Raw genomic sequence first — 20,276 nt, forward strand, 5'->3', positions numbered from 1 at the left:
GCCGTGCTGTTCAACAGCGTCTCCTTCGCCGTGGCCTACCTGCTGCTCTACCGTATTACCTCTCCGGCGCACTCTCTGGAGCGCGCACATGGGGGCCTCGCGAGCCAGTGGCACGATTTGACCACCGGGTGGAGGTACCTGGCCAGGGGCAATACGGCTGTTCGCATCGGCGTCCTCACGAGTACCGTGGTCAACTTCGTATTCGGCGCGTATGAACCCATGGTGGTCTACCGCATGCGGCACGGTCTCAATCTGGAGGCCGGTACGGTGGGGCTTGTGTTCGCGGTGTCCGGGGTGACGTCTGTCGCCGTCGCACTCCTGCTCTCCTGGAAGGCGCCCTCCCGTGGCTACCTTGTGGTCATGGGATCGTCCGTGGCTCTGCAGGGTCTGGCCGTGGCTGGTATGGGAGTCCTCACCTCTCTGGCGGCCGTCGTAGCCGCACAGGTCGCGTTCGCCACCGGCACTGTGCTCTACACCGTGTACTGGCGTGCCATGCGCCAGACTGTCGTTCCCGGAGAACTTCTGGGACGTGTAGCCGGGACATGCAGGTCTATCGCCTACGGCGGATCATTTCTCGGCAGCGCCATCTCGGCCGTGGTGCTCAACAGGTTCCTCGGCGTCGACACGGCTCTCCTGCTCGCCGGTCTTGTCTCTGTGGCTTTGGGTGCCACGGTCGCCGGCTACGTCTGGACAGGCTTGGTCTCCGGAAAGGACGCCCGATGACCCTGCTGCTTGGTGCTGCCGAACTGCAGCGGCTGCTCATACCGCAGGCGGTCATCCGAGCGTTGCGCCGGGGCTTCGTCGCAGCCCTTGCCCCGCAGACATCACCGCAGCGCATCCGCCAGAGTCTGCCGTCGTCCCCCGGGAGCGTCGCTGTACTGCTTCCGGGGCTGCTGACGGGCATCCCCGCCTACACGGTGAAGGTGAACGCGAAGTTCCCCGATGCAGACCCGGCGATTTCCGGCATCGTGTGTCTCCACGACCTGAGGACAGGAGAACTGCTCGCGCTGCTCGACTCCGCCTTTGTGACCGCATGGCGGACCGGACTGTCGGCAGCTTTGGCCACCGACCTGCTCAGCTCGGCCGGAACAGACACCGTGGGAATCATCGGCGCCGGAGCTCAGTCGGACATGACTCTGCGCGGACTGACTCAGCTACGCGCGGTGAAGCGAGTTGTCATTCACGACGTTGACGGCGGACGGGCTCACCAGATGGCCAAGTTCTGGCAGCAGGCCGGTCTCGAGTGCCAGGTCGTCGACAGCGCCCGAGCAGTCGCCCGCTACTGCGGAAGCATTGTCGCCGCAACGTGGTCGCGCCGCCCGCTGCTGCACTTCCCTGACCTCCGGCCGGGCAGTCATATCACCTCGCTTGGAGCGGACGAACCGGGCAAGGAGGAGCTCGATGCCGAGTTGCTGCGGCATGCGCGAGTCATCGTGGACGACCTCGATCTGGCCATGACGTCTGGTGCGCTCGGTAGCGCAGGCCTGCAGCCAGGTGATGCCGCAGCTGTTCTGGGCCAGATCATCGAAGGGACTGTCCCGGCGAGAACCGACGCCGAGCAGGTGACCGTCTACTCCCCGGTCGGATTGCCCTGGCAGGACCTCGCACTCTCCTGGGCCGCCTACCAAGCAGCGCGAGATAGCGGGGCGGGCATCGAGTTCCAGTTCTACTCGCGACCGAACGACGAGGGCAACTCATGAGCACGACAACAACTGCCCGTGAAGCAGGCCCGCTTGCTGGCTTGCAGCTGGCCGAGGTGGCCCCTTCGGAGGTTCCTCCGCTCGCCCTGTACCAGAGCCCGTGGACGATTTCGTTGGCGGTCGCCTTCGCCTTCCGCGGCGCCGGGACCTATGTCATCGACGACATCGACAACGGAGGAGTCGCCCGTGGGAAAGAGGGGCAGCAGGACTTCCACGCCATCCGCAAGGAGGTACTGAGCAAGAAGGGCTGGACCAACTGTCGACCACTTGCTGCCTTCTGCCCCGACGGACTGCTCTTCGCGAATCTCTCGCGCGCGAACTACCTGGCGTTGGACCGCCAGGTACCGCTCGCTGTCCTGGCCCGGCACCGCGCCACGACCGTCGAGCGGCTCATTCGCGACAGTTCACGCGAGCACGGTATGTGGAGCCTGGCAGGCCCCGACCGGGCGATCACCGCCATCCCTATGCGGACCGCGGCGGCCGGGCTGCGCGCCATCATCACCAAGCACGAAGAAGCAGTCCTGCGTACCCTGCCTCACCCCCAGGACCACGAGCCGGCGCTGCGTAGGCTCCGCCACCTCATGCCGGAACCCACAGCAGAAGAGAGCCTGCTGGGCTACTTCCGGCAATGTCTGCGCCGAGGCCTGGAACTCGTAGGCAGCAATGCCCCCGTCCTGTCTGCCGCACGTGATCTGATCCCACTCGATGGAGGTCGACTTCTACCCCGCTTCCTTCAAGGCGACGTCGAGACAATCAACGTCTACAACGAGGCGGCGGCGCTCCAAGGCAGCAAGCCCATCGACGCTGACCACCCGCTCCCTTACTACACGGTCGGACTCTCCGACGGAGTACGCGCCGACCTGACCCATGAGATACAGCCAGCCCAGGACCAGGTCATCGCACCCAAGATCCTCGCCCTGGAAGGGGTCGCCAGCATGGCTCTGCCACGGACGACAGCGACCCGGAGCACGATCCTGGCCCGCGAGCACGCCTACCGGGGGCTCTCAAGCGGCTCCAGCCAGGTGTTTTTCGACACCAATTGGCTTGAGTCCCTTGGCGCTTGTCGGACGGAAGTCCACGTGGACGACATCTTCCAGCCGCTGGTCGGCGGCCAACAGACCATGCCCCTTGGCGAACTCGTGGCCGTACTCCTCCGCCACGATGAAGCCGAGGAAGCCGACCACCAACAGACCCCCGTCGGGCAGTGGACGCGCTGGGCCCTCCACGAGACCCTGGCGGACCTGCGGACATGGCACTATCCGGTACTCGCCTACGCCGTCGCTGGAGACGCGTGGCTGGACCAGATCACGTTGCGCTCATACACCGAGTACCGCCCCGCTTCTCCGACGCGCCTGTCCGCCTCCGGAAACGACGAGGAGTGCTAATGGACGTCATGACTGCTGTGCTGACCCGCCGCAGTGAACACAGACTTGCCGAACCCGCCCCGAGCGACCATGAGTTCGCGTACCTGCTGCGCGCAGCCGCCACGGCGCCCGACCACGGCAAACTCCGCCCCTGGCGATGGATCATGGTACGTGGCGAAGGACGTGCAGCCCTGGGCCGCTGCTTCGCCGACGACGGCACGCCTGACTCCCGGCGGGACCATGGCGAGGCCAAGACGCACCGAGCACCGCTCCTCGCCACACTGGTGTTCGCACCAGCCGCCGGTCACCGAGTCCCCGAGTGGGAACAGCTGGCGGCCACCAGCGCCATGACCAGCTCCCTGATGCTCCTGCTCCACGCTCGCGGCTTCGGAAGCATCTGGCGTACCGGCAGGTTCATCGAATCCGCACGGGTTCGCCAACTACTCGGCCTACGGCACGACGAGCGTCTGTTGGGTTGGTTGTATATCGGTACCCCCGACCAGCCTCAGCCGCAGAGGCGCCGTGAGTCTGAAGACGTCACCGACCGAGTCTCGGTGTTCGCTCCCGATTTGGAAGACATCTCATTTGGTGAGTCTGCGGTAGCAGATGAGGGTGCAGGCGATGCTGGTGAAGGCCAGGAAGTGCTCGCTCTTGCGCTCGTAACGGCGGTGCAGTCGACGGCATCCAGCGAGCCAGGACATCGTGCGTTCTATGGTCCAACGGTGCCGGCCCAAGCGGGTCGAGGACTCGATGCCCTTGCGGGCGATGCGGTGCCTGATGCCCCGCTTGCGTAACCATCGCCGCAGGTTGTCGTAGTCGTATCCCTTGTCGGCGTGGAGCTTTCCCGGTCTGCGTCGTCGACGTCCGCGCCGGGAGCGGATCGGCGGTATGCCCTTCACCAGCGGGATCAGCGCCTGGCTGTCGTGCAGGTTCGCTCCCGAGATCCCCGCAGACAGGGGCAGACCGGTCCGCTCGGTGATCAAGTGGATCTTCGAGCCGTACTTGCCCCGGTCGACAGGATTCGGGCCTGTCAGGTCCCCCTTTTCAGGGCACGCATGTTCACCGAGTCGATCGCGCAGCGCAACCAGTCCAGCTCACCACGGGCGCCGAGTTCGTCGAGGACCAGGCGGTGCAGCTTGGCCCAGACTCTGGCCTTCGTCCACTCGGCGAAGCGCCTGTGAGCCGTTGCTCCCGACGGCCCGAACGACGCGGACGGCAGCTGCTGCCATGTGCATCCCGATGTGGCCACAAACACGATCGCAGCCAGCACCTCCCGGTCGCCGTGTCGACGTCGGCTGCCACCCTGAGGCCGGGTAGGCGCTTCCGGCACCACCCGCTGGAACAACTCCCACAACTCGTCCGGCACCAACCGCTCCACGATTCCCACACCAGCAGGCTACCGAATACGCCAAATGAGATGACGTCTTAGCCACTCATAGTCCGCGTCGCGAAGGCTCCCCATGGGACAGGCCGTAGCGCGCTCACGATGCCGTGACACCGTCTCCCCCAGAAGCCGCGCCAGGTCTTCAATGTTCATGCGATCGATCTTGAACGCCGTCAGCAGCTCGGGATGGAGGGAGTAGAAGGCCCACCGGTTCGCGGTACCGACCGCAGCCGTTACAAGGCTCGGCGGTCCAAGTCTCCACCTCCTGAAGGAGCTCCTGAAGGAGCTCCGCCCGCATCGCCGGGCCGGGCTCGTGTCCCCTCTCAGCCTGTCTTGCCCCGCACGGCGCCCTGACCTGTGCAAAGGCAAAGCCGGTTGAGACGTTGGCGCCTCACCATCTCTCTTGATGTTGTGAGCCAACAGTGTTTCCACGTCGGAGGCCGCCGCACAGCGACGCATTGACTGGACCTCGGATTCCCGGACACCAGCGGAGGAGGTGCCGGCCCGGTACCCGACCCGGCGAAGACGGCGCACGGGCACAGCGGGGCTCGGCGCAATACCGCGTCACTGGTACTGCGGGCGCCATTCGAAGAGCAGGATGGTCACGTCGTCCCGCAGTTGGTTGCGCTGGTAATCGAGGATGGCGTGGATGAGTAGCCGCAGCACCTCGGCCGGGCGCTGGCCGGCGGCGGAGGAGCGGATGATGAAGTCGGTGAACCGGTCGAGGCCGAACTCCGCACCGTCCGCGTCGCGAGCCTCCACGACACCGTCGGTGTAGAGCAGGACGCAATCACCCGGCTCCAGTGTCGTCTCGTAGACCTGCCGGTCTGCCGGGGCGAGTGGGCCGGCGAGGCCGATCGGCGGCTGCGGCGAGCTGTCCAGCGCTCCGTCGAGCACCCGCTCGGCACGGATCAGCAGTGGTGGGGGGTGACCGCAATTGACCCAGCGCAGCACCCCGGCGTCCGCGTCGAGTCGGCACAGCACGCCGGTGCAGAACTGGTCGGGCAGCCACTGGGCGAGCGCCTGGTCGACGGAGCTGACGACGTCGGCCAGGTCGCCGCCGCCGCGGCGGGTGTTCCGCGCCGCTGCCATGGCGACCGACGTGGTCAGGCCGGCGGTCAGATCGTGACCCATGGCGTCGAGGATCATGGTGTGCAGCACGTTCTTGACCACTGAGTGGTCGAAGGCGTCGCCGGCGATGTCGTACGCCGGTTCCAGGACCGCGGTCGAGACGCACCTGTTGCTGCCGATGGTGCGGGGTGGCAGGAAGGCCCGCAGCATCTCGGCGGGCAACCGTATGGTCGCGGTGCGGGTCCGGGCGGCGAGCCAGTCGCTGTAGGTGCGCTTGGAGGTGATCAGCATGGCGAACAGGTGGGCCAGCATCTGGCTGCGGCGCATCCGCACCCCGTCGAGCGAGGCGGTCCGCACCGCCAGCACGCCCAGCCGCTCCGCACCGTCGACCAGAGGCATCCAGACGATCAGGCCGTCGTCGGCGGCGTCCACCCGCGGGGAGACCGTGCGGTACGCCCAGCCGGCCGACGAGCGGTCGACCGGCAGCGGCTCCAAGGCCTCGTCGAGGGGGATGAGCAGCCGTTGTTGCAGGTCGGCGAGGTAGATCAGCGCGGTGTCCAGGCCGAGGGCCGAGGCGCACCGGTTCGCCAGGTCGGGCAGTTCGACGGGCAGGGCCGTCTGCGCCTCGATGATCAGCTCTTCCAGCAGATCCTCGTCGACGGCGGTGTCGGGACCGGCGGACGCGTGCGGTGGGTCCGACACAGGTATCACCCCTTCCGTGCCCAGTCTCACACCGATCCCGTCCTCTCTCAGCGCAGGCACGACCGCGACGAGGGGGAGAGCGGCGGTCAGGGCCGGTCAGCTGAGCTCGACCGGGCACACCTCGTGCACCAGCCAAGCGATCAGCCGGCCCCCTATCAAGATCAACGCTCCACCGTCAAATTGTTCGATCCTCCGCGAGGGCCGGCCGGGACTCTCTCACTTGACCTTGCCCCCTGACGCGGGAATCCGAGAACGTCCGGTGAGACAGGGGCGAAGTCGCGTGAGACGGGACACCGGGCTCGAACCAACGTCGCCCGGTGAGAGGCCCGGGTCCGGCATCTTGGTGAGCAGTAACGAGCATCCACCGCTTGCGCTTCCCGCCCGTGGCTTCACCAACGCGACCAGCCTTTGCAGACTGGGCACTGGACCTCTGGCCGGCGGTACGGGCGGCCTTCTAGTAGGGCTTGGTCATCTTCACTCCTGAGTGGCGTGTCTGTTGCCTCGTGGGTGGCGTTGTCGTGGTGTGACACCTGAGGAGATGACCGAGGCCCGGGGGGACCTGGAGGCGTTCGCGGCGGAGTTGTTCGACGGGTTCTTCCGTGCGGACCAGCGGCGGTGGGGACAGGCGTATGTGCGAGGGCTGCTGCTGGACGGGCGGCGTAAGTCGGTGGAGCCGATGGCAGCCCGCCTCGGCGAGGACGGCAACCGGCAGGCGCTGGCGCACTTCATCACCTCCAGCCCGTGGGATCCGGCGCATGTGCGGGCCCGGCTGGCCTGGAGGATGCACGAGGCGATCGGTCCGGAGGCGCTGATCGTTGACGACACCGGCTTCCTCAAGGACGGGGACGCGTCTGCGTGTGTGTCGCGGCAGTACACCGGCACCGCGGGCAAGGTCACCAACTGCCAGGTGGGAGTGTCGCTGCACCTGGCCCGTGAGCAGGCCTCGGCCGCAGTGAACTGGCGGCTGTTCGTGCCCGCTTCATGGGATCCGGCCTCTGGACAGGCGGATGCGGCCAAGGTCGCCCGCCGCGGCCGTTGCGGCATCCCCGCCCAGGTGGGGCATGTGGAGAAGTGGCAGCTGGCCCTGGACATGATCGACGAAACCCGGTCGTGGGGCGTCGATGTCCCCTTGGTCGTGGCGGATGCCGGATACGGCGATGCCGCCGCCTTCCGTCTGGGGCTGGAGGAACGCAGCCTGCCCTATGCGGTCGGGATCTCCTGCCGCCACACCGCCCATCCGGCCGACGCCCGGCCCGTCCAGCCCCCTACGCGGGCACCGGCTTCTACCACCGAAAGCGCAGTACCCCGACCCTGCGCAGACGGTGAAAGACCTGGTCATCGCGGTAGGCCGGGCGGCTGCACGGCCGGTTTCCTGGCGGGTAGGCTCCCGGCCGGGCACGGGCCGAAACGGCTTCAAGCGCATGTACTCGCGGTTCGTCGCCCTCAGGGTCCGGCCCGCCGGACGGGGCCTACGCAAGACCACGGACGCTCCCGAGCTGCCTGAACGCTGGCTGCTGGCCGAATGGCCCGCCACCGAGAGCGAGCCGGTGCAGTTCTGGCTGTCCAGCCTGCCCTCCGGCATGCCACTGGCCACCCTGGTGCGGCTGACCAAGCTGCGCTGGCGCATCGAGCACGACTACCGGGAGATGAAACAGGCCCTGGGACTTGCCCACTTCGAAGGCCGCACCTGGGGCGGCTGGCACCACCATGTCACCCTCGTCTCCGCCGCCCATGCCTTCTGCACCCTCAGGCGCATGGCTCGCGCCCCAAAAGACACAGCGGCGGTCTGAGTCTCTACCAGATCGTCCGTGAACTGCAGACACTCCTCGCCCTCTGGACCGGCGCCTGCCCCACCTGCCGCCGCGACATACCCGCACCGATAGCAAGATGACCAAGCCCTACTAGGACCCCGTCTTCAAAGATCGCTCGGCGGGCTCGATCAGCGAAGGATCGGACACGTGGCGTGTGCAGTTCTTTGCTGATCGCCGCCAGGCGTCATGACGTGCTCGTGTCGGCCTCGTCCACTGGGCCGTGGTAGTGCTCGATCCCGTACCAGGGCGGCGGCCCGCCAAGCTGCCAGTCGAAATCGCCGTGAGAGGCGTCGAGCGAGCGGCGGGCTGCGTTGACGAAGTCCTTCTGTGCCTGAACGAGCCCGCTGTGGATCCTCTTGAGTTCCCCCAGAGTCTTGGGTCGCCCGTCGAACGTGAGGGTGAGCTGCTCGATGAGGTCGGATATACGGGCGGCGGCTGGGCCGATGTCGCGGTCTGCGAGGAGACTGACGGAGACCAGGGCCGCGTTGAATCGCTCCCAGCGGACCTCCGGTATCCGGTCGTCCAGGTACGCCTGCCGAAGTTCGATTTCGACCGCAGTGAACTCTTGCAGGAAGGTCTCGTACGCCGCTGTCTTCTTGTCCCGTATCCACTGCCGGTCTTGGTTGCGGCGACCGACGACGGCGCCCATGTAGACGCCCATCACGGTGGCGGCAGCGCCGACGGCGGTCGGTATGAGTGCTTCCCAGAAGGGTGCCACGTTTCTCCTGTATGCCTGCGGCGGCTAGGGTCCATCTTCGAGGATCGATAGTTGGCGGATCATGGTTGGGTGTGTCGACATGAACTTACCGATCGGGAATGGGGGTCACTGGCCCCGCTGATACCCCAGGCCGTGACCGGTCGTCCTCGCGTGGACGACCGGCGAATCGTCAACGGCATGGTGTACAAGATCCGTACCAGTATCTCCTGGCGTGACCTGCCGGAACGCTACGAGTCTTGGAAAACGGTCTACACGCGCTTCCCCGCTACGCGGTCGATGGACGCTTCACCCGTGCTCTGCAGCAGATCCAGACCCGGCGCGGATGCGGCCGGTGACATCGACTGGCTGGTCCAGGTCGACATCGTCCGAGCCCATCAGCACGCCGCCGACACCGGCCGAGAAGGGGGAAGCACCAGCGGGACGAACCGGACGATCACGCGCTCGGCCGGTCCCGAGGCGGACCGACCACCAAAGTCCACTCGCCTGCGACGGTAAAGGCCAAGGGAGGGTGCCGTGCGCCGTCTATGGGTGTCGGGCCTGGCTCCAGGGGACTTGGCGGTCGGGCTCTTGGATGGGGTGCCACACGGGTGCGGAAGGTCCGTCCTGGAGCAGGTCGGTCATGGGTACTGCCAGGACGGGGACGTGGCGCCGGAAGCCGGTCAGCGCCAGGTCCGAGACGGCTGCGCGGAGAGCGCGGAATGCGCGTCTGAACGCCGGTGGGGCCGATGCCGTCCAGGACGAACAGCAGCCGTGGGAACAAGGGATAGCGCCGCCTTCAGTCCTCTTCCAGGAGCTGCTGCCCGGCGGCCGTCCGTGGACGTCCGGGTGCGGGCGCGGGTACGTAGTCGTGGAGGCGGGCGTAGGCAGTGAGTCTTGCCGCCAGGCGCTCCGGTCCCATGGTCGCCCGGTCGACTTCCACGAAGGCGCGCACCATCGAGCCGCCGTCGCTGGAGGTGCGGTGGTAGAGGAGGGCGTCGGGGATGACGGCTTCGGCGTGCCGAGAGAGTGGTAGACCTCGGGGATCCAGTCCAGGGGCCGGCACACGTGGCCGCGGCGGCGGGCGTCCTGCAGGAAGGCAAGCCCAGTCTCTGTCACCACCAGCGCGTGGCCCACCCGCAGCCTGGCGGCCGTGGGGTTGGCGATCAGCTTCGGCGGCCGCCGGTCCCGCAGTTCGGGCAACTCCGCGGCGACGTCCACGCCGTACTGGGTGGCGAACCACACCCGCGTCCGGCCGGCCTACGGCAGGGTGACGCGGTCCACGAGCCCCTCCTCGCGCAGCTTGGTCAGCCGTCGCCGCGTCTGCTCGATCCGCACCCCCGGCGCGATCACCAGATGCATCTGCTCGGTCGTCGCCATCCGGTACTGCGCCAGCGCCAGCCGGTCCCCTCCGCCCAGGTCCACGTTCATCATCGCCACCGTCGCCCCTTCCGTACGGTGCGGCGCCGTTCTGTCCGGCGCCGCGCGTTCGACCCAGGCCAGGAGTCGGCCCGACCAGACCACCGACCACGAAGGCCCGACCAGCGTCACGATGGGATATCCCCGCCCCCGACCACGCCGGGGACCCCTCCGACAACCCTGCCGACAACTGTCCGCACCTGTCGGGCGTCTGACGGCGTATCCGGAGGTCACCACGCCTTTGGTGCGTGGTCGGGAGACCGACATCCCCCTCTGCACCCCCACAGCGCCCGTAGACGGCGTCGTACTCCTTCACACTGTTCCTTTTCTCGCGCGGATCCGGATTTCTACCGGTAGGTCTTCGCACGAGGCGCCGTACTGGCCAACCGGTTCTTCGACACCACCTCACTCAAAAGCCTTTTTGTCTTCTGCGTCGCCCGGTGTGCGATGATGACCGGCTTCGGTGAGGACGGCGGTCAGTGGATAGCCGACAGACGCCTCGGAGAGATGGAGTTCGTCTAGGAACTCGTCGCGCGGGGCAGGGAGTTGCCGCTGCTGTGTCGGCCCGACCACCGGCTGGAGCGCATCGAGCGGCGACTCCTGGACGTGTCTCCGCAGGCGGTCCACGGCGTGCTGCACGACTGGCGGATACCGTTCCTGGATTCCCCGACCAGGAAGCCGTCGCACGGGCGCTGGACGGCGACCAGCGGCGCCTCTCCGAGTGGTCGTCCAATCTCAACGCCGCGATGATGGCTGCTGTGAGCACGCAGCTGGAGGACGCACTTCCCGGGCTCGAGGACAACGCTTCGGCCATGCGTCTGCACCAGCTGGCGCGCATGTCGATGACGCTCGATCCCGTCGGTACGCAGGAACTCTTCCACCTGGCCAATGTGAGCCTCACGGACGCGATCTGGCGGTTCTCCGTACTGGTGATCGGTGACGCTCGGAAAATGACCCGCATCGATCTGGACGCCTTCGCTGATCGCTCCCGCAGGGACAGGATCGTCCAGCTTCTCGACCACCCGATTCTCGGCTCCGCCCATATGTGCGGAAGGGTGGCACGCATCGGCTGACCTGCCTGAAGTCACCTGCGGGACGACCGGCACCGAGGCGAGGGGCCGGCACTCTTGGGGCGCCGTGCGGGCGGTGGCGTACGCCGCCTGGCAGGCGGCGGCCTTCGCGGCGGCGACGTCCGCGGGGGCCATCGTCAGCGCAGCGAAGGCCGCCGCAGGAGCAGCGTGAACCGGGGCGACCTTCGCGTCGGCCAGGCGGTGTTTGACCGCATGGAAGGAGCCTATGGCGACGCCGAACTGAGTGCGCTGACTGACGTATGCGACCGTTCAATCGAGCAGCGCCAGACCGATGCCGAGTGCCTGGCCCGCGGTGCTGAGACGGGCCCAGGTAACGGCGTCGGCGGTGCCCGTGGTGACCTGCGGGTCGAGGCGAAGAGCTAGTCGGCGGGGGCCGAGGGAGGGGGAGCCGGGGCGGTCGGGCGGGGGAGCGAGCCGCAGGTCGGGGGTCTCGGGCGACTTGTCCGGGCCCGCCGCCCCCGACGTCGTCAGCCGTACGTCGTCAGCCGTACGTCCGCCACGTCCGCGTCCAGGGCGTACGACGCCGTGGCCAGCGTCGCCGTCGACGCTCCCGAGCCCATCGGCAACAGGCGGTCGGCGCGCGCCGTGCCGCCGTCCTCCTGGCCATCGAACCGCTAGAGATCTTCTTCCATCCTGATTGCCCTCCGAAGATCCTTCTGAGCCTCGCGCGCCTCGCCCTCGCTCTGTTCCAGGAGCGCTGCTGCGATCGCATCAAGCTTCCGCTGGATAGCACGCTCGGCCCGTCGCTCCGAGTTCTTCAACAACGCTAGCAGCAGCAACGTGACGCAAGTCATCAAATCACCGGCCAGCAACTGCTGCGAAACCGCCAAACCCGCAACGTGCGTGGCTACGAAGAAGGCGACCAGCAGCAGACAGAACGCATAGAATACGGGCGAGCTGGTGACGTTCGAGGCGGATTCGGAGAACCGCTCGAATCTCCCTTTTCCTCTCTCGGCAGGATGCCGCACGACCATGATCTCCTCACCTCCCGGGGCCAGGAAATGGACTGGCCACCGAGCGTCCAAGCAGTGCACATCCGACGCCGGTCCCCATTCCTCGAGGCATCGATATCCTGGATGGCTTGCTGACCGGCATGTCACGTGCCGCCGAGGCCGGGGCGTCACGAGGCTACGCCGGGTCAATCCGAAGACACGCGACTTGATAGCTTGAAGGAGCGGGCCCCCGAAAGGAGATCCCGCTCAGTGGCCGCCTTGTCAATGCTTGAAAACGTCCTTCGTCTTCTCCTTGGCCTGACGGGCCGCGCCCTTCGATTTCTTGGCCTGTCCTTCGGCCGTCATCCGCTCGTTGCCCAGGGTACGGCCGACCCTCTCCTTTGCCTTTCCCGCGACCTCTTCCATCTTGCCCTTGGCCTTTTGCTCTCCTGCCATTGGTCATTCACTCTCCTCGCCGCGTGGGAAATCGTGCACTTGTCCCGAGTACCCCATTGTCGGGCAGTAAAGCGGGGTGGCGGTCGTCAGTCGGGACGAACAGGTGGGAGAGGTGCGCGGAGCGGGCCGAGGTCCGGATTGAGATCCTCTATGGTCAGGCCGTAGCTGGCGCACAGATCGGACGTGGGGGCGTGGAGGATCATGAGGGTGGAGCCCAGCTGCTCTTCCTCCTCGGTGAGGTCCCCCCTGGTCGACATGGTGCAGCGCCCGGCGCCCCATGAGCTGCCGCAGCAGTTCGACCAGAGTGAACAAGGCTGACCAGGTCCCGTTCAAGGAAACGGTGTCAAGGTCCGTGCTGATGGACGTCAGTGCGCCCGGGGCGGCGCCGATGCGGCGGGCGGGGTGCGGCGGCCCTTCGCGACGCACTCACCGTCGCCGGAGTCACGGCGGTGGCGGCACGGCACCGCCTGCCGCGGCGCTAGGCGTGCCCTAGCCGAGATTCAGAACCTCATCGTCCGCGTGCGTGCCGAACTCGGCGACGCGCACCTCCGCGATGTGCTCGTGCCGGCTGATCCGGTCGGTCCACTCCGCGTCGACGCCGAACGCCACCTGTGCGAAGCCCACCCGCCCGACGGCCTCGGCCAGGCCCGGATCGCCTGGGGTCAGCAGCCGCACCGGCGCGTCAAGCGCCACGGTGTGCGGCGGCACGAAGTACTCGTCGGGCAGAACGGTGCGCGCATGGACGAGCGCGCCGACAGCGACAACTGAGCCGGCCCCCAACCGTGCGCACTGCAGGACCGTCGCCGCGGTCGCCACATAGACGCACCTGCCGACCTCGCAGCCCAGCAGGGTGGCATGCGGCCCCACGAAGACGTGGTCGTCGACAAGCACTGGCTGATCGCCGGCGACCGCAGACCCGCGCAACACCGCGTTCTCGCAGATCACTGCCGCCTCCCCGACCTCGATCCGAGACTCCTCGGCGTCGAGTACCGCACCGTACATCACCCGCGCCCTCGGCCCCACGCGGACATCACCGACGAGCGTGGCCGTCGGGGCGACATAGGCGGTGGGATGGACCTGCGGTTCATGCCCGCGATGCCGGATGCGGATTCCCTGCGCTTCAGTGATCACGAGCGGATTCTCGCCCGACCGACCGCTAGCATGCTGGCGGATTTCCGACATCACGTTCGCCGAGCCTTTTGGCATCCGCGATCTGAGGCACTACAGGGCGAACGTTGGCTGATGCGGCACTGATATGTGGGGCCGATCTGTCAATAGGCAGTCTTCAGCGGCGTCCGGGATACGGGACGCGGGCGCGGCTTGTGTGCATGGGGCCGGTCGGTGCCTGGTGGCGCGCGCGTCGGTCTCGACGCGTGGTCCATGCTGTTATGCGCGGGTTGGTTACCGCAGGACGGGCTGTTCGGCGGGAGCGTTTCCGCGGGTCTAGAGATCGAGCGTGGCGGCTGTCACCGCTGCTCATAGTGCTGCCGCGGGTCGCTCCTCACGCTGCCGCCACCAGGTCGCCGGCCGGCCGGTCTGTTGGGCTGGTCTCAGTCGGGCAGGGTGGCCAGCGACCAGCACCAGCCGGCCAGCTCGCGGGCGATGGCCACGTTCGCGACGACCGGCCGCTTGTGGTGGGCGATGAAGGTCGTCCAGCGCTGGTTGAGCCGCTGGTTGCCCAGGTGTCCGCGGGCACGCGCCGCGGCCGGTGCGCGTTGCCAGCGGGCTTGGATCGTGGCCCCGGCCCGGTAGCGCTTGCGGTGGTGCCAGGCGGCTTCGACCAACAGCCTGCGGGCATGGGAGTTGCCGGTCTTGGTGATCGGTCCTTGCGAACGGGACTGGCCGCTGGAGGACTCACTCGGTACCAGCCCGAGGTAGGCGCCGATGCTCGCGCCGGTGAACCGCTCCCAGTCGCCGATCTCCACGGCCAGGGCGAAGCCGGTGAGCGTGTCGATTCCGCGCAGGCACCCGATCCGGGCGACCACCGCAGACACGGTGAGCCGGTGGCCATCGCGGTGATCGCTTTATCGAGTCGGGCCCGGCGTCCCTCGGCCAGGACCACCGCCTCATACGCGCTGTCGTAGGCCGCCTGCAGCGCCACGTCGTCGAAGCGTTGCGCGCCGAGCCACGCATGGTGCGCCGGCCGCCACGTGACCCCGCCGCTCCACACGAGCCCTTGGCGCAGCAGCAGTTTGCTCACCCGATGACGCGCCCGCATCAGATCCCCGCGCACATCCTCGCGCGCCCCCACCAGATCCCGGGCGGCTTCTTCGGCCGGCGAGGGCACCCGCACTGCGGTGAACTCGTCCAGGCGCAGCAGCTTCGCCAGGTGCAAAGCGTCGCGGGTATCGGTTTTCACCCGCTCACCGGCCGGACGCTGCAGTCTCGAGGGCGCGAGTACCTCGCAGCGTATCCCCGCCACCGCGGCTGGACCGGGCAGGCGACCGATCCACCCGAGGACGTCAGCATGCTGCGGTGTGAGCCGACAGCGGATCAACTCCCCGGCCACTGTGTCGATCGCGCACGCCACCACGCTGCGGGCATGCGCATCCAACCCGACGCTCGTACGCTCAGAAAACACCGAAATGTAGGCACTACCGGCCAGGCTGCGCCCGGTCAGCAACCCACGACAACTTGCGAGCGAGGCCCGGACCCACGACCGGCACCTTCAGCCCCAGAGAACTCCTGGCCGTTGGGGAAGGACCACCGTGATGGGCGGCGCTCGGGCGGCGTGTCCGCCACGGCTACGCCGCCTCTTGGCCCTCGCCGTCCTCGCGTTCGAGGGCGTGCTTGAGCTGGGAGCGGGCATCGGGCGGTTCGGGTCCGGCGATCTCGCTCCAGAAGGCGTGCGTGAGGATCACGGCAGTGAGGTCACGTGCCTTCTCCCGCAGCGCGGCAACCTGCTGCTGTTCGTGCTCCGAGCCTGGCGAGTCCGGGTACGCGCGGGACGTGGCGAGTCTTGCCCTCGGGACGCCCCCAGGCCTCCATCGGCTCCGCCCAGGCGCCGGGCGTGACGGCGGGCGGGGGAACAGGGAAGACTCGGAGCAGACTGGAGAGGGGCGCCGCGATGACCGCACAGCCGATTCACCCGCACGGCCCGGAGCGGGTGCTGCGTAACGCCGAGGGCATCGCGGCCGCGCTGTCCGGCGAGCGCCGGATGGAGTTCTACCGCGAACTGCTGGCCGCCGCGCCCGAGGACGCCGGCCTCCTACTGCCGAGCAGAAGGAAGAACCCGGCCAAGGCAGACACTTGACCGGCCCCGCCCCTTCATAGATGACTTCGGCTCGTCAGACATCCCATGGCATTGAGATGTCAAGCCGTAGCGGCGAGGGTTGCGTGGTGTGACCATGCGGTGGGCTCGCCGTAGAGGGGATCGCGCCCTAATGGATCCAGTGCTCACGCCCGAACTGCCCGGCGGGCACGCCATCCCATCAGCAGTCAGCCCTCCCGGCCAACCAGCAGGGGCACGGTCTGACGACGGAAGTCAGTGCTTCCGGGTGACGTAGTGCTCACCCGCTGGCGGCTACGGACCGTAGTCTCTCCCACGGCCCGACGAGTCCCATTAGGGTGACATTGGTCTGCACGCCACGGGCCTGGCTCGCGGCACCGTGGGAGTGTCACCTTCTGGGCAAGGTCATGTTGCGTTGCGGAGCATGGCTGTAGCGACCGCGCATGCCTCCGCTGCGGGAGCCGACGTGCGTTCCCGCAGCGCAGTGACGATCGCGCCGTCCATCAGCAGAACGAACCGTCGCGCGAGTGCCTCGGCATCCTCGTGCCCACTTCTGGCAAGCAGGCCCGCAACGTACGCGGTGACGCGCTCCTTGTGCTCGGCAGCAACCCGGTACGCCGCACTGCCGGTGTCGGCGGTCTCGGCCATGGTGTTGATGAAGGCGCAGCCGCGGAAGTCCGCGTCGGCGAAGCGCTCGGCCAGTGCGCGGAAGACGTCCAGGGGTTTTCCGCCGAAGGCGTCCACGCGTTCGGCCAGCCAGGCGCGCCAGGCCTGGTCGCGTCGTTGCAGGACGGCCACAACCAGGTCGTCCTTGCTGGCGAAATGCCTGTAGAAGGAGGCCCGGCCGACTCCGGACACAGCCAGGATGCGTTCGACACCGACGGCGCGGATGCCCTCGGCGTAGAAGAGATCCTCGGCGGCGTCGAGGAGGCGTTCGCGTGCGTGGGTGGCCATGTGACCAGGCTATCCCGATCTTGACGGTTACGGAACCGATCAGTACCGTCTTGCCACAAGAAGACGGAACCGATCGGTACCATCTGGAGGACTCGTGCCACGTATGCCGCAGCTCACCGACGACCCCTCGGGGCTTCTCGACCAGACCCGCCGCCAGCTCGGCCGACTGCCCAACCTGTACGCGGCGCTGGCCAACGGCCCGGCGGCACTCGCCGGGTACCTGGCCTTGCGCGATCACCTCGGCCGTGGCGTTCTGCCCACCCGGCTGCGCGAGCAGCTTGCGCTCCTGGCCGCACAGGAGAACCACTGCACGTACTGCGTCAGCGCCCACACGCTGCGGGGCCGGAAGCTGGGCCTGAGTGACGAGGAACTGGTCCGCACCCGCGAGGCTGCCGACGACACCGACCCGCACGCTGACGCGGTGCTGCGGATCGCCCGCGAGGTTATGCGTACTGGGGGCCGCGTCGAGGACACGGCGCTGGCCGAGGCCCGCCGAGCCGGGGTGACCGACGCCGAGCTGGCCGAGATCGTCGCCCACATCGCACTCAACACGCTGTCCAACTACTTCAACCACCTTGCCCAGCCGGACCTCGACTTCCCGGAGGTGTCCGCGTGATCCGCGAGTGGCGCAAGGGCTCGATCGAGCTCGTGTCCGGCTACACCATCACCGACGCCGACGGCCGTTCCGTCGGCCGCGCCGAGGGCGTCGACTTCGCGCTCGAGGGCGGCTTCGTCAACGTCCGACTCCCTGGCGCCCCCATACCCAGTTGGTCTCAGCTCCGGCCGTCCGTCTGATCACCTGCGAATCCTGACCTGACCTTGAGGCTCTGATGCGGGCTATTGCCTGGCCAGTCAGGTCGCCGGTGTCAGTCATGCGCTCAAGGGCGCCATAGCCTCACCCCGGCATGCGCGGGCCCGGCCCGGATCGCGTGATCCTGGGCCGGGTCGATCACTGATTTCGGCTGGTTACTGACTTGGCTCGTCAAGGTGATGCTGGATCGTCGAGGGTCAGGCCGGTGCCCGCTATGAAGCCGTCGAGGGTTTCGGGCCGGTACTGGAGGCGTTTTAGACGTCATCTCATTTGGCGTATTCGGTAGCCTGCTGGTGTGGGAATCGTGGAGCGGTTGGTGCCGGACGAGTTGTGGGAGTTGTTCCAGCGGGTGGTGCCGGAAGCGCCTACCCGGCCTCAGGGTGGCGGCCGACGTCGACACGGCGACCGGGAGGTGCTGGCTGCGATCGTGTTTGTGGCCACATCGGGATGCACATGGCAGCAGCTGCCGTCCGCGTCGTTCGGGCCGTCGGGAGCAACGGCTCACAGGCGCTTCGCCGAGTGGACGAAGGCCAGAGTCTGGGCCAAGCTGCACCGCCTGGTCCTCGACGAACTCGGCGCCCGTGGTGAGCTGGACTGGTTGCGCTGCGCGATCGACTCGGTGAACATGCGTGCCCTGAAAAGGGGGACCTGACAGGCCCGAATCCTGTCGACCGGGGCAAGTACGGCTCGAAGATCCACTTGATCACCGAGCGGACCGGTCTGCCCCTGTCTGCGGGGATCTCGGGAGCGAACCTGCACGACAGCCAGGCGCTGATCCCGCTGGTGAAGGGCATACCGCCGATCCGCTCCCGGCGCGGACGTCGACGACGCAGACCGGGAAAGCTCCACGCCGACAAGGGATACGACTACGACAACCTGCGGCGATGGTTACGCAAGCGGGGCATCAGGCACCGCATCGCCCGCAAGGGCATCGAGTCCTCGACCCGCTTGGGCCGGCACCGTTGGACCATAGAACGCACGATGTCCTGGCTCGCTGGATGCCGTCGACTGCACCGCCGTTACGAGCGCAAGAGCGAGCACTTCCTGGCCTTCACCAGCATCGCCTGCACCCTCATCTGCTACCGCAGACTCACCAAATGAGATGTCTTCTTAGCCGGTTGCGGACGAGCGTTTCCAGGTGGTCGAGGGCGACGACGGCGAGGTTGGCCAATGCGTACGGCGGCAGCGCGGCCAACCGTATGCGCTTGCTGAACGAGGTGCTCGACGCCGTGTGCGCCCAGTGGCCCGCCGAGCGGGTGGGCGTGCGCCTGACCCCGAGAACAGTTTCAACTCGATGTCGGGCTCCGACCCGCAGGGCCACTTCGAGTACTTCCTGGGGCAGCTGAGTGCGCGCGGCCTGGCGTACGCACACGTCCTGGAAGGCGACATGGCGACGAAGACCGCTTCCGTCGACTACCGTGCGCTGCGGACCAGGTTCACCGGAGCGTTCATCGCCAACAACGGCTACGACCTCGCCCGCGTCCAGGCAGTGGTGAACAGCGGGCACACCGACCTGGTCGCCTTCGGCCCGCCGTTCCTGGCCAACCCGGACCTGGTCAGCCGCTACCGGGAGAACCTGCCGCTGGCCGCGGCCGACCCGACCACGTTCTACGGCGGCGGGGAGGCCGGCTACACGGACTATCCGTCCTACCGGGGCGACGGAGCCCAGACACGCACCCTCGCGGCTGCGGCCGATGTCCAGTCCGGCATGCCGCTGCACCTGGCTCTGCAGGACCTGCCGCCGGTCGGCTGACGCGGCTCCCGGCCTCGGGCCGCTCGGCCGGGTCCACCGGCGGCGTCGTAGCGCGCGCCGGCCCCGGGACACTGCCGCCGCCAAGCCGGCAGGCCGTTGCCGATCGGTGCTGGGGGCCGTCCCGGTGCCGGACCTGGCAATGGTGCGTCACTCACTGCGTGTGGTGAGGCGTCCGGCGGCTTCGAGTCGTGCGAGGCGGCCGTGCTGCCGATCGGCTCACTGCCGTACCCGGTCGGGATCCAGCGCGGCGCCGTGGCCGACGTGGAGGGCCGTGGGGTTGAGGGCGAGCATCTCGCGGAGGCTGGCGAGGTTCTGCCGCGGGTCGTCGTGGAAGGGCGGGTTGGCGGGCCTGCCGGGGATCAGGCCCATGAAGGAGCCGGCGACCAGGTCGCCGGCGACGAGGTCGCCGTCGTCGGTGAGGACCGAGACCGATCCGGCGGTGTGGCCCGGGGTGGGCATGATGCGCGCCGCGAGCCCGAAGTCCTCCAGGCTCGTCTCGCCGCGAATCAGCACGGCCGGTTCGAAGGATTCGGCCTGGACGTGGAGGTTTTTGTTCCGGGCCATGAGGCGGCCCATCGGGCCGGTGGGCAGGTACGGTTCACGGACCCGGCCGGAGCGGTATGGCCCGAGGTCGGCGATGTGGCCGGCTACGGGCGCGCCGGTGAGCCGGTGCAGTTCGGCGGCGGAGCCGAAGTGGTCGATGTGGCCGTGGGTGATGACGATCAGCGAGACGTCGGCGGGGTCGACGCCGTGGGCGGCGATCTCCTCGTGGATCTTCTGGCCGCTGCCCGGGGTTCCGGCATCGACGATGACGGGCCGTCGGCCGAGCAGCAGGTAGGCGTTGATGTTGTGCCGGCCCATGACCGGAATCGGGACGACCTTCGTGCGGGACATGGCTTTCCTCC

25 protein-coding genes and 4 pseudogenes are annotated in these 20,276 nt (G+C 67.9%); 13 read left to right on the forward strand and 16 right to left on the reverse strand.

All coding sequences use genetic code 11. The annotated features are described in order from the left end of the window. The first annotated feature begins 3 nt into the window (after positions 1-3). The 4 genes and pseudogenes from N8I87_RS41930 to N8I87_RS41945 all read left to right on the forward strand — a co-directional run. Entirely contained in the window at positions 4-723 is a 720-nt protein-coding gene (locus tag N8I87_RS41930; protein WP_263216181.1) for an MFS transporter, read from the forward strand. Continuing rightward, positions 720-1,700 (forward strand): ornithine cyclodeaminase family protein, encoded by a 981-nt coding sequence (locus tag N8I87_RS41935; RefSeq protein WP_263216182.1) that lies wholly within the window; start codon positions 720-722, stop codon positions 1,698-1,700. The genes N8I87_RS41930 and N8I87_RS41935 overlap by 4 nt, the downstream gene beginning before the upstream one ends. Continuing rightward, complete coding sequence (locus tag N8I87_RS41940) at positions 1,697-3,085, forward strand: hypothetical protein (protein WP_263216183.1); 1,389 nt, start codon at positions 1,697-1,699, stop codon at positions 3,083-3,085. Before N8I87_RS41935 ends, N8I87_RS41940 begins: the two co-directional genes overlap by 4 nt. A gap of 8 nt (positions 3,086-3,093) precedes the next feature. Next, positions 3,094-3,543 (forward strand): annotated as a pseudogene (locus tag N8I87_RS41945) (nitroreductase family protein); the annotation flags it as partial. 102 nt (positions 3,544-3,645) lie between these two features. Here N8I87_RS41945 and N8I87_RS41950 read toward each other — a convergent pair. Together N8I87_RS41950 and N8I87_RS41955 are read right to left on the reverse strand one after the other, a co-directional pair. Beyond that, positions 3,646-4,445 (reverse strand): IS5 family transposase gene (locus tag N8I87_RS41950; protein ID WP_411577412.1). Its coding sequence is split into 2 segments (ribosomal slippage): positions 3,646-4,097 and positions 4,097-4,445, totalling 801 coding nucleotides; the frame shifts between segments, so codons are not numbered across the junction. Between the two features lie 567 nt (positions 4,446-5,012). Continuing rightward, positions 5,013-6,230, reverse strand: a complete 1,218-nt coding sequence (locus N8I87_RS41955) for a PP2C family protein-serine/threonine phosphatase (RefSeq protein ID WP_263216963.1) — start codon at positions 6,228-6,230, stop codon at positions 5,013-5,015. A gap of 529 nt (positions 6,231-6,759) precedes the next feature. On the opposite strand from N8I87_RS41955, the gene N8I87_RS41960 reads away from it, so the two are divergent. Next, on the forward strand, positions 6,760-7,725 hold the full coding sequence (locus N8I87_RS41960) for an IS701 family transposase (protein ID WP_411577355.1): 966 nt from the start codon (positions 6,760-6,762) through the stop codon (positions 7,723-7,725). Next, a complete protein-coding gene (locus N8I87_RS44635) occupies positions 7,643-8,011 on the forward strand; it encodes a transposase (protein WP_411577196.1) in 369 nt (122 codons plus the stop codon). Before N8I87_RS41960 ends, N8I87_RS44635 begins: the two co-directional genes overlap by 83 nt. Before the next feature lie 205 nt (positions 8,012-8,216). On the opposite strand, the gene N8I87_RS41965 is transcribed toward N8I87_RS44635, so the two are convergent. Continuing rightward, complete coding sequence (locus N8I87_RS41965; protein ID WP_263216185.1) at positions 8,217-8,750, reverse strand: hypothetical protein; 534 nt, start codon at positions 8,748-8,750, stop codon at positions 8,217-8,219. 69 nt (positions 8,751-8,819) lie between these two features. Here N8I87_RS41965 and N8I87_RS44640 point away from each other — a divergent pair, with 69 nt between their 5' ends. After that, positions 8,820-9,245 carry a transposase gene (locus N8I87_RS44640; RefSeq protein WP_411577413.1) on the forward strand — a complete coding sequence of 142 codons (426 nt, stop codon included), beginning with the start codon at positions 8,820-8,822 and terminating at the stop codon, positions 9,243-9,245. A gap of 741 nt (positions 9,246-9,986) precedes the next feature. On the opposite strand, the gene N8I87_RS41970 is transcribed toward N8I87_RS44640, so the two are convergent. Together N8I87_RS41970 and N8I87_RS41975 are read right to left on the reverse strand one after the other, a co-directional pair. Then, positions 9,987-10,277 carry a replication-relaxation family protein gene (locus tag N8I87_RS41970; RefSeq protein ID WP_263216186.1) on the reverse strand — a complete coding sequence of 97 codons (291 nt, stop codon included), beginning with the start codon at positions 10,275-10,277 and terminating at the stop codon, positions 9,987-9,989. Between the two features lie 273 nt (positions 10,278-10,550). Beyond that, positions 10,551-10,784 (reverse strand): hypothetical protein, encoded by a 234-nt coding sequence (locus N8I87_RS41975; protein ID WP_263216188.1) that lies wholly within the window; start codon positions 10,782-10,784, stop codon positions 10,551-10,553. A 119-nt stretch (positions 10,785-10,903) separates the two neighbouring features. Between N8I87_RS41975 and N8I87_RS41980 the strand changes: the two genes are divergently transcribed. Then, positions 10,904-11,218 carry a hypothetical protein gene (locus N8I87_RS41980; RefSeq protein WP_263216189.1) on the forward strand — a complete coding sequence of 105 codons (315 nt, stop codon included), beginning with the start codon at positions 10,904-10,906 and terminating at the stop codon, positions 11,216-11,218. A 114-nt stretch (positions 11,219-11,332) separates the two neighbouring features. On the opposite strand, the pseudogene N8I87_RS44645 reads toward N8I87_RS41980, so the two are convergent. The 8 genes and pseudogenes from N8I87_RS44645 to N8I87_RS44895 form a co-directional block, all read right to left on the reverse strand. Further along, positions 11,333-11,443, reverse strand: a pseudogene (locus N8I87_RS44645) (acyl-CoA dehydrogenase); the annotation flags it as partial. Between the two features lie 407 nt (positions 11,444-11,850). After that, entirely contained in the window at positions 11,851-12,210 is a 360-nt protein-coding gene (locus N8I87_RS41990) for a low affinity iron permease family protein (protein ID WP_263216191.1), read from the reverse strand. Between the two features lie 240 nt (positions 12,211-12,450). Next, positions 12,451-12,624, reverse strand: a complete 174-nt coding sequence (locus N8I87_RS41995; protein WP_263216192.1) for a CsbD family protein — start codon at positions 12,622-12,624, stop codon at positions 12,451-12,453. A gap of 86 nt (positions 12,625-12,710) precedes the next feature. Further along, on the reverse strand, positions 12,711-12,881 hold the full coding sequence (gene gvpK, locus N8I87_RS42000) for a gas vesicle protein GvpK (RefSeq protein ID WP_263216193.1): 171 nt from the start codon (positions 12,879-12,881) through the stop codon (positions 12,711-12,713). A 232-nt stretch (positions 12,882-13,113) separates the two neighbouring features. Then, positions 13,114-13,755 carry a gamma carbonic anhydrase family protein gene (locus N8I87_RS42005; protein ID WP_263216195.1) on the reverse strand — a complete coding sequence of 214 codons (642 nt, stop codon included), beginning with the start codon at positions 13,753-13,755 and terminating at the stop codon, positions 13,114-13,116. 419 nt (positions 13,756-14,174) lie between these two features. Further along, a complete protein-coding gene (locus N8I87_RS42010; RefSeq protein ID WP_263216197.1) occupies positions 14,175-14,609 on the reverse strand; it encodes a transposase in 435 nt (144 codons plus the stop codon). A 257-nt stretch (positions 14,610-14,866) separates the two neighbouring features. After that, a pseudogene (locus tag N8I87_RS44650) lies at positions 14,867-15,205 on the reverse strand (IS110 family RNA-guided transposase); the annotation flags it as partial. A 163-nt stretch (positions 15,206-15,368) separates the two neighbouring features. Then, positions 15,369-15,701: a DUF8825 domain-containing protein gene (locus N8I87_RS44895; RefSeq protein WP_491743945.1), complete on the reverse strand. Its 333-nt coding sequence runs from the start codon at positions 15,699-15,701 to the stop codon at positions 15,369-15,371. Between N8I87_RS44895 and N8I87_RS42015 the strand changes: the two genes are divergently transcribed. Beyond that, a complete protein-coding gene (locus tag N8I87_RS42015) occupies positions 15,692-15,877 on the forward strand; it encodes a hypothetical protein (RefSeq protein ID WP_263216200.1) in 186 nt (61 codons plus the stop codon). The genes N8I87_RS44895 and N8I87_RS42015 overlap by 10 nt on opposite strands. 381 nt (positions 15,878-16,258) lie before the next feature. On the opposite strand, the gene N8I87_RS42020 is transcribed toward N8I87_RS42015, so the two are convergent. After that, positions 16,259-16,807 carry a TetR/AcrR family transcriptional regulator gene (locus tag N8I87_RS42020; protein ID WP_263216201.1) on the reverse strand — a complete coding sequence of 183 codons (549 nt, stop codon included), beginning with the start codon at positions 16,805-16,807 and terminating at the stop codon, positions 16,259-16,261. Positions 16,808-16,910: 103 nt separating this feature from the next. On the opposite strand from N8I87_RS42020, the gene N8I87_RS42025 reads away from it, so the two are divergent. Beyond that, positions 16,911-17,423: a carboxymuconolactone decarboxylase family protein gene (locus N8I87_RS42025; RefSeq protein ID WP_263216204.1), complete on the forward strand. Its 513-nt coding sequence runs from the start codon at positions 16,911-16,913 to the stop codon at positions 17,421-17,423. Beyond that, positions 17,420-17,602: a hypothetical protein gene (locus N8I87_RS42030; RefSeq protein WP_263216207.1), complete on the forward strand. Its 183-nt coding sequence runs from the start codon at positions 17,420-17,422 to the stop codon at positions 17,600-17,602. Before N8I87_RS42025 ends, N8I87_RS42030 begins: the two co-directional genes overlap by 4 nt. Before the next feature lie 187 nt (positions 17,603-17,789). Here N8I87_RS42030 and N8I87_RS44655 read toward each other — a convergent pair. Next, positions 17,790-17,879 (reverse strand): annotated as a pseudogene (locus N8I87_RS44655) (transposase); the annotation flags it as partial. Positions 17,880-17,919: 40 nt separating this feature from the next. Here N8I87_RS44655 and N8I87_RS42035 point away from each other — a divergent pair. Beyond that, a protein-coding gene (locus N8I87_RS42035; RefSeq protein ID WP_411577414.1) for an IS5 family transposase occupies positions 17,920-18,719 on the forward strand; the annotation gives its coding sequence in 2 pieces (ribosomal slippage) (positions 17,920-18,268 and positions 18,268-18,719; 801 coding nt in all). Positions 18,720-18,912: 193 nt separating this feature from the next. Further along, on the forward strand, positions 18,913-19,371 hold the full coding sequence (locus N8I87_RS42045; RefSeq protein ID WP_263216209.1) for an oxidoreductase: 459 nt from the start codon (positions 18,913-18,915) through the stop codon (positions 19,369-19,371). A gap of 216 nt (positions 19,372-19,587) precedes the next feature. On the opposite strand, the gene N8I87_RS42050 is transcribed toward N8I87_RS42045, so the two are convergent. After that, a complete protein-coding gene (locus tag N8I87_RS42050) occupies positions 19,588-20,265 on the reverse strand; it encodes an MBL fold metallo-hydrolase (RefSeq protein WP_263216210.1) in 678 nt (225 codons plus the stop codon). Positions 20,266-20,276: the final 11 nt, after the last annotated feature.

Origin of the sequence: Streptomyces sp. HUAS 15-9, from assembly GCF_025642155.1 — a bacterium.
GTDB lineage: Bacteria > Actinomycetota > Actinomycetes > Streptomycetales > Streptomycetaceae > Streptomyces.

Bases quoted from the DNA above. Each gene is read 5' to 3' on its own strand.
- N8I87_RS42015 (WP_263216200.1), top strand. From the start codon at position 15,692: ATGACCGCACAGCCGATTCACCCGCACGGCCCGGAGCGGGTGCTGCGT.
- N8I87_RS42045 (WP_263216209.1), top strand. From the start codon at position 18,913: ATGTCGGGCTCCGACCCGCAGGGCCACTTCGAGTACTTCCTGGGGCAG.
- N8I87_RS41995 (WP_263216192.1), bottom strand. From the start codon at position 12,624: ATGGCAGGAGAGCAAAAGGCCAAGGGCAAGATGGAAGAGGTCGCGGGA.
- N8I87_RS41990 (WP_263216191.1), bottom strand. From the start codon at position 12,210: ATGGTCGTGCGGCATCCTGCCGAGAGAGGAAAAGGGAGATTCGAGCGG.
- N8I87_RS42025 (WP_263216204.1), top strand. From the start codon at position 16,911: ATGCCGCAGCTCACCGACGACCCCTCGGGGCTTCTCGACCAGACCCGC.
- N8I87_RS42050 (WP_263216210.1), bottom strand. From the start codon at position 20,265: ATGTCCCGCACGAAGGTCGTCCCGATTCCGGTCATGGGCCGGCACAAC.
- N8I87_RS41935 (WP_263216182.1), top strand. From the start codon at position 720: ATGACCCTGCTGCTTGGTGCTGCCGAACTGCAGCGGCTGCTCATACCG.
- N8I87_RS42020 (WP_263216201.1), bottom strand. From the start codon at position 16,807: ATGGCCACCCACGCACGCGAACGCCTCCTCGACGCCGCCGAGGATCTC.
- N8I87_RS41960 (WP_411577355.1), top strand. From the start codon at position 6,760: ATGACCGAGGCCCGGGGGGACCTGGAGGCGTTCGCGGCGGAGTTGTTC.
- N8I87_RS41940 (WP_263216183.1), top strand. From the start codon at position 1,697: ATGAGCACGACAACAACTGCCCGTGAAGCAGGCCCGCTTGCTGGCTTG.
- N8I87_RS44635 (WP_411577196.1), top strand. From the start codon at position 7,643: ATGTACTCGCGGTTCGTCGCCCTCAGGGTCCGGCCCGCCGGACGGGGC.
- gvpK (WP_263216193.1), bottom strand. From the start codon at position 12,881: ATGTCGACCAGGGGGGACCTCACCGAGGAGGAAGAGCAGCTGGGCTCC.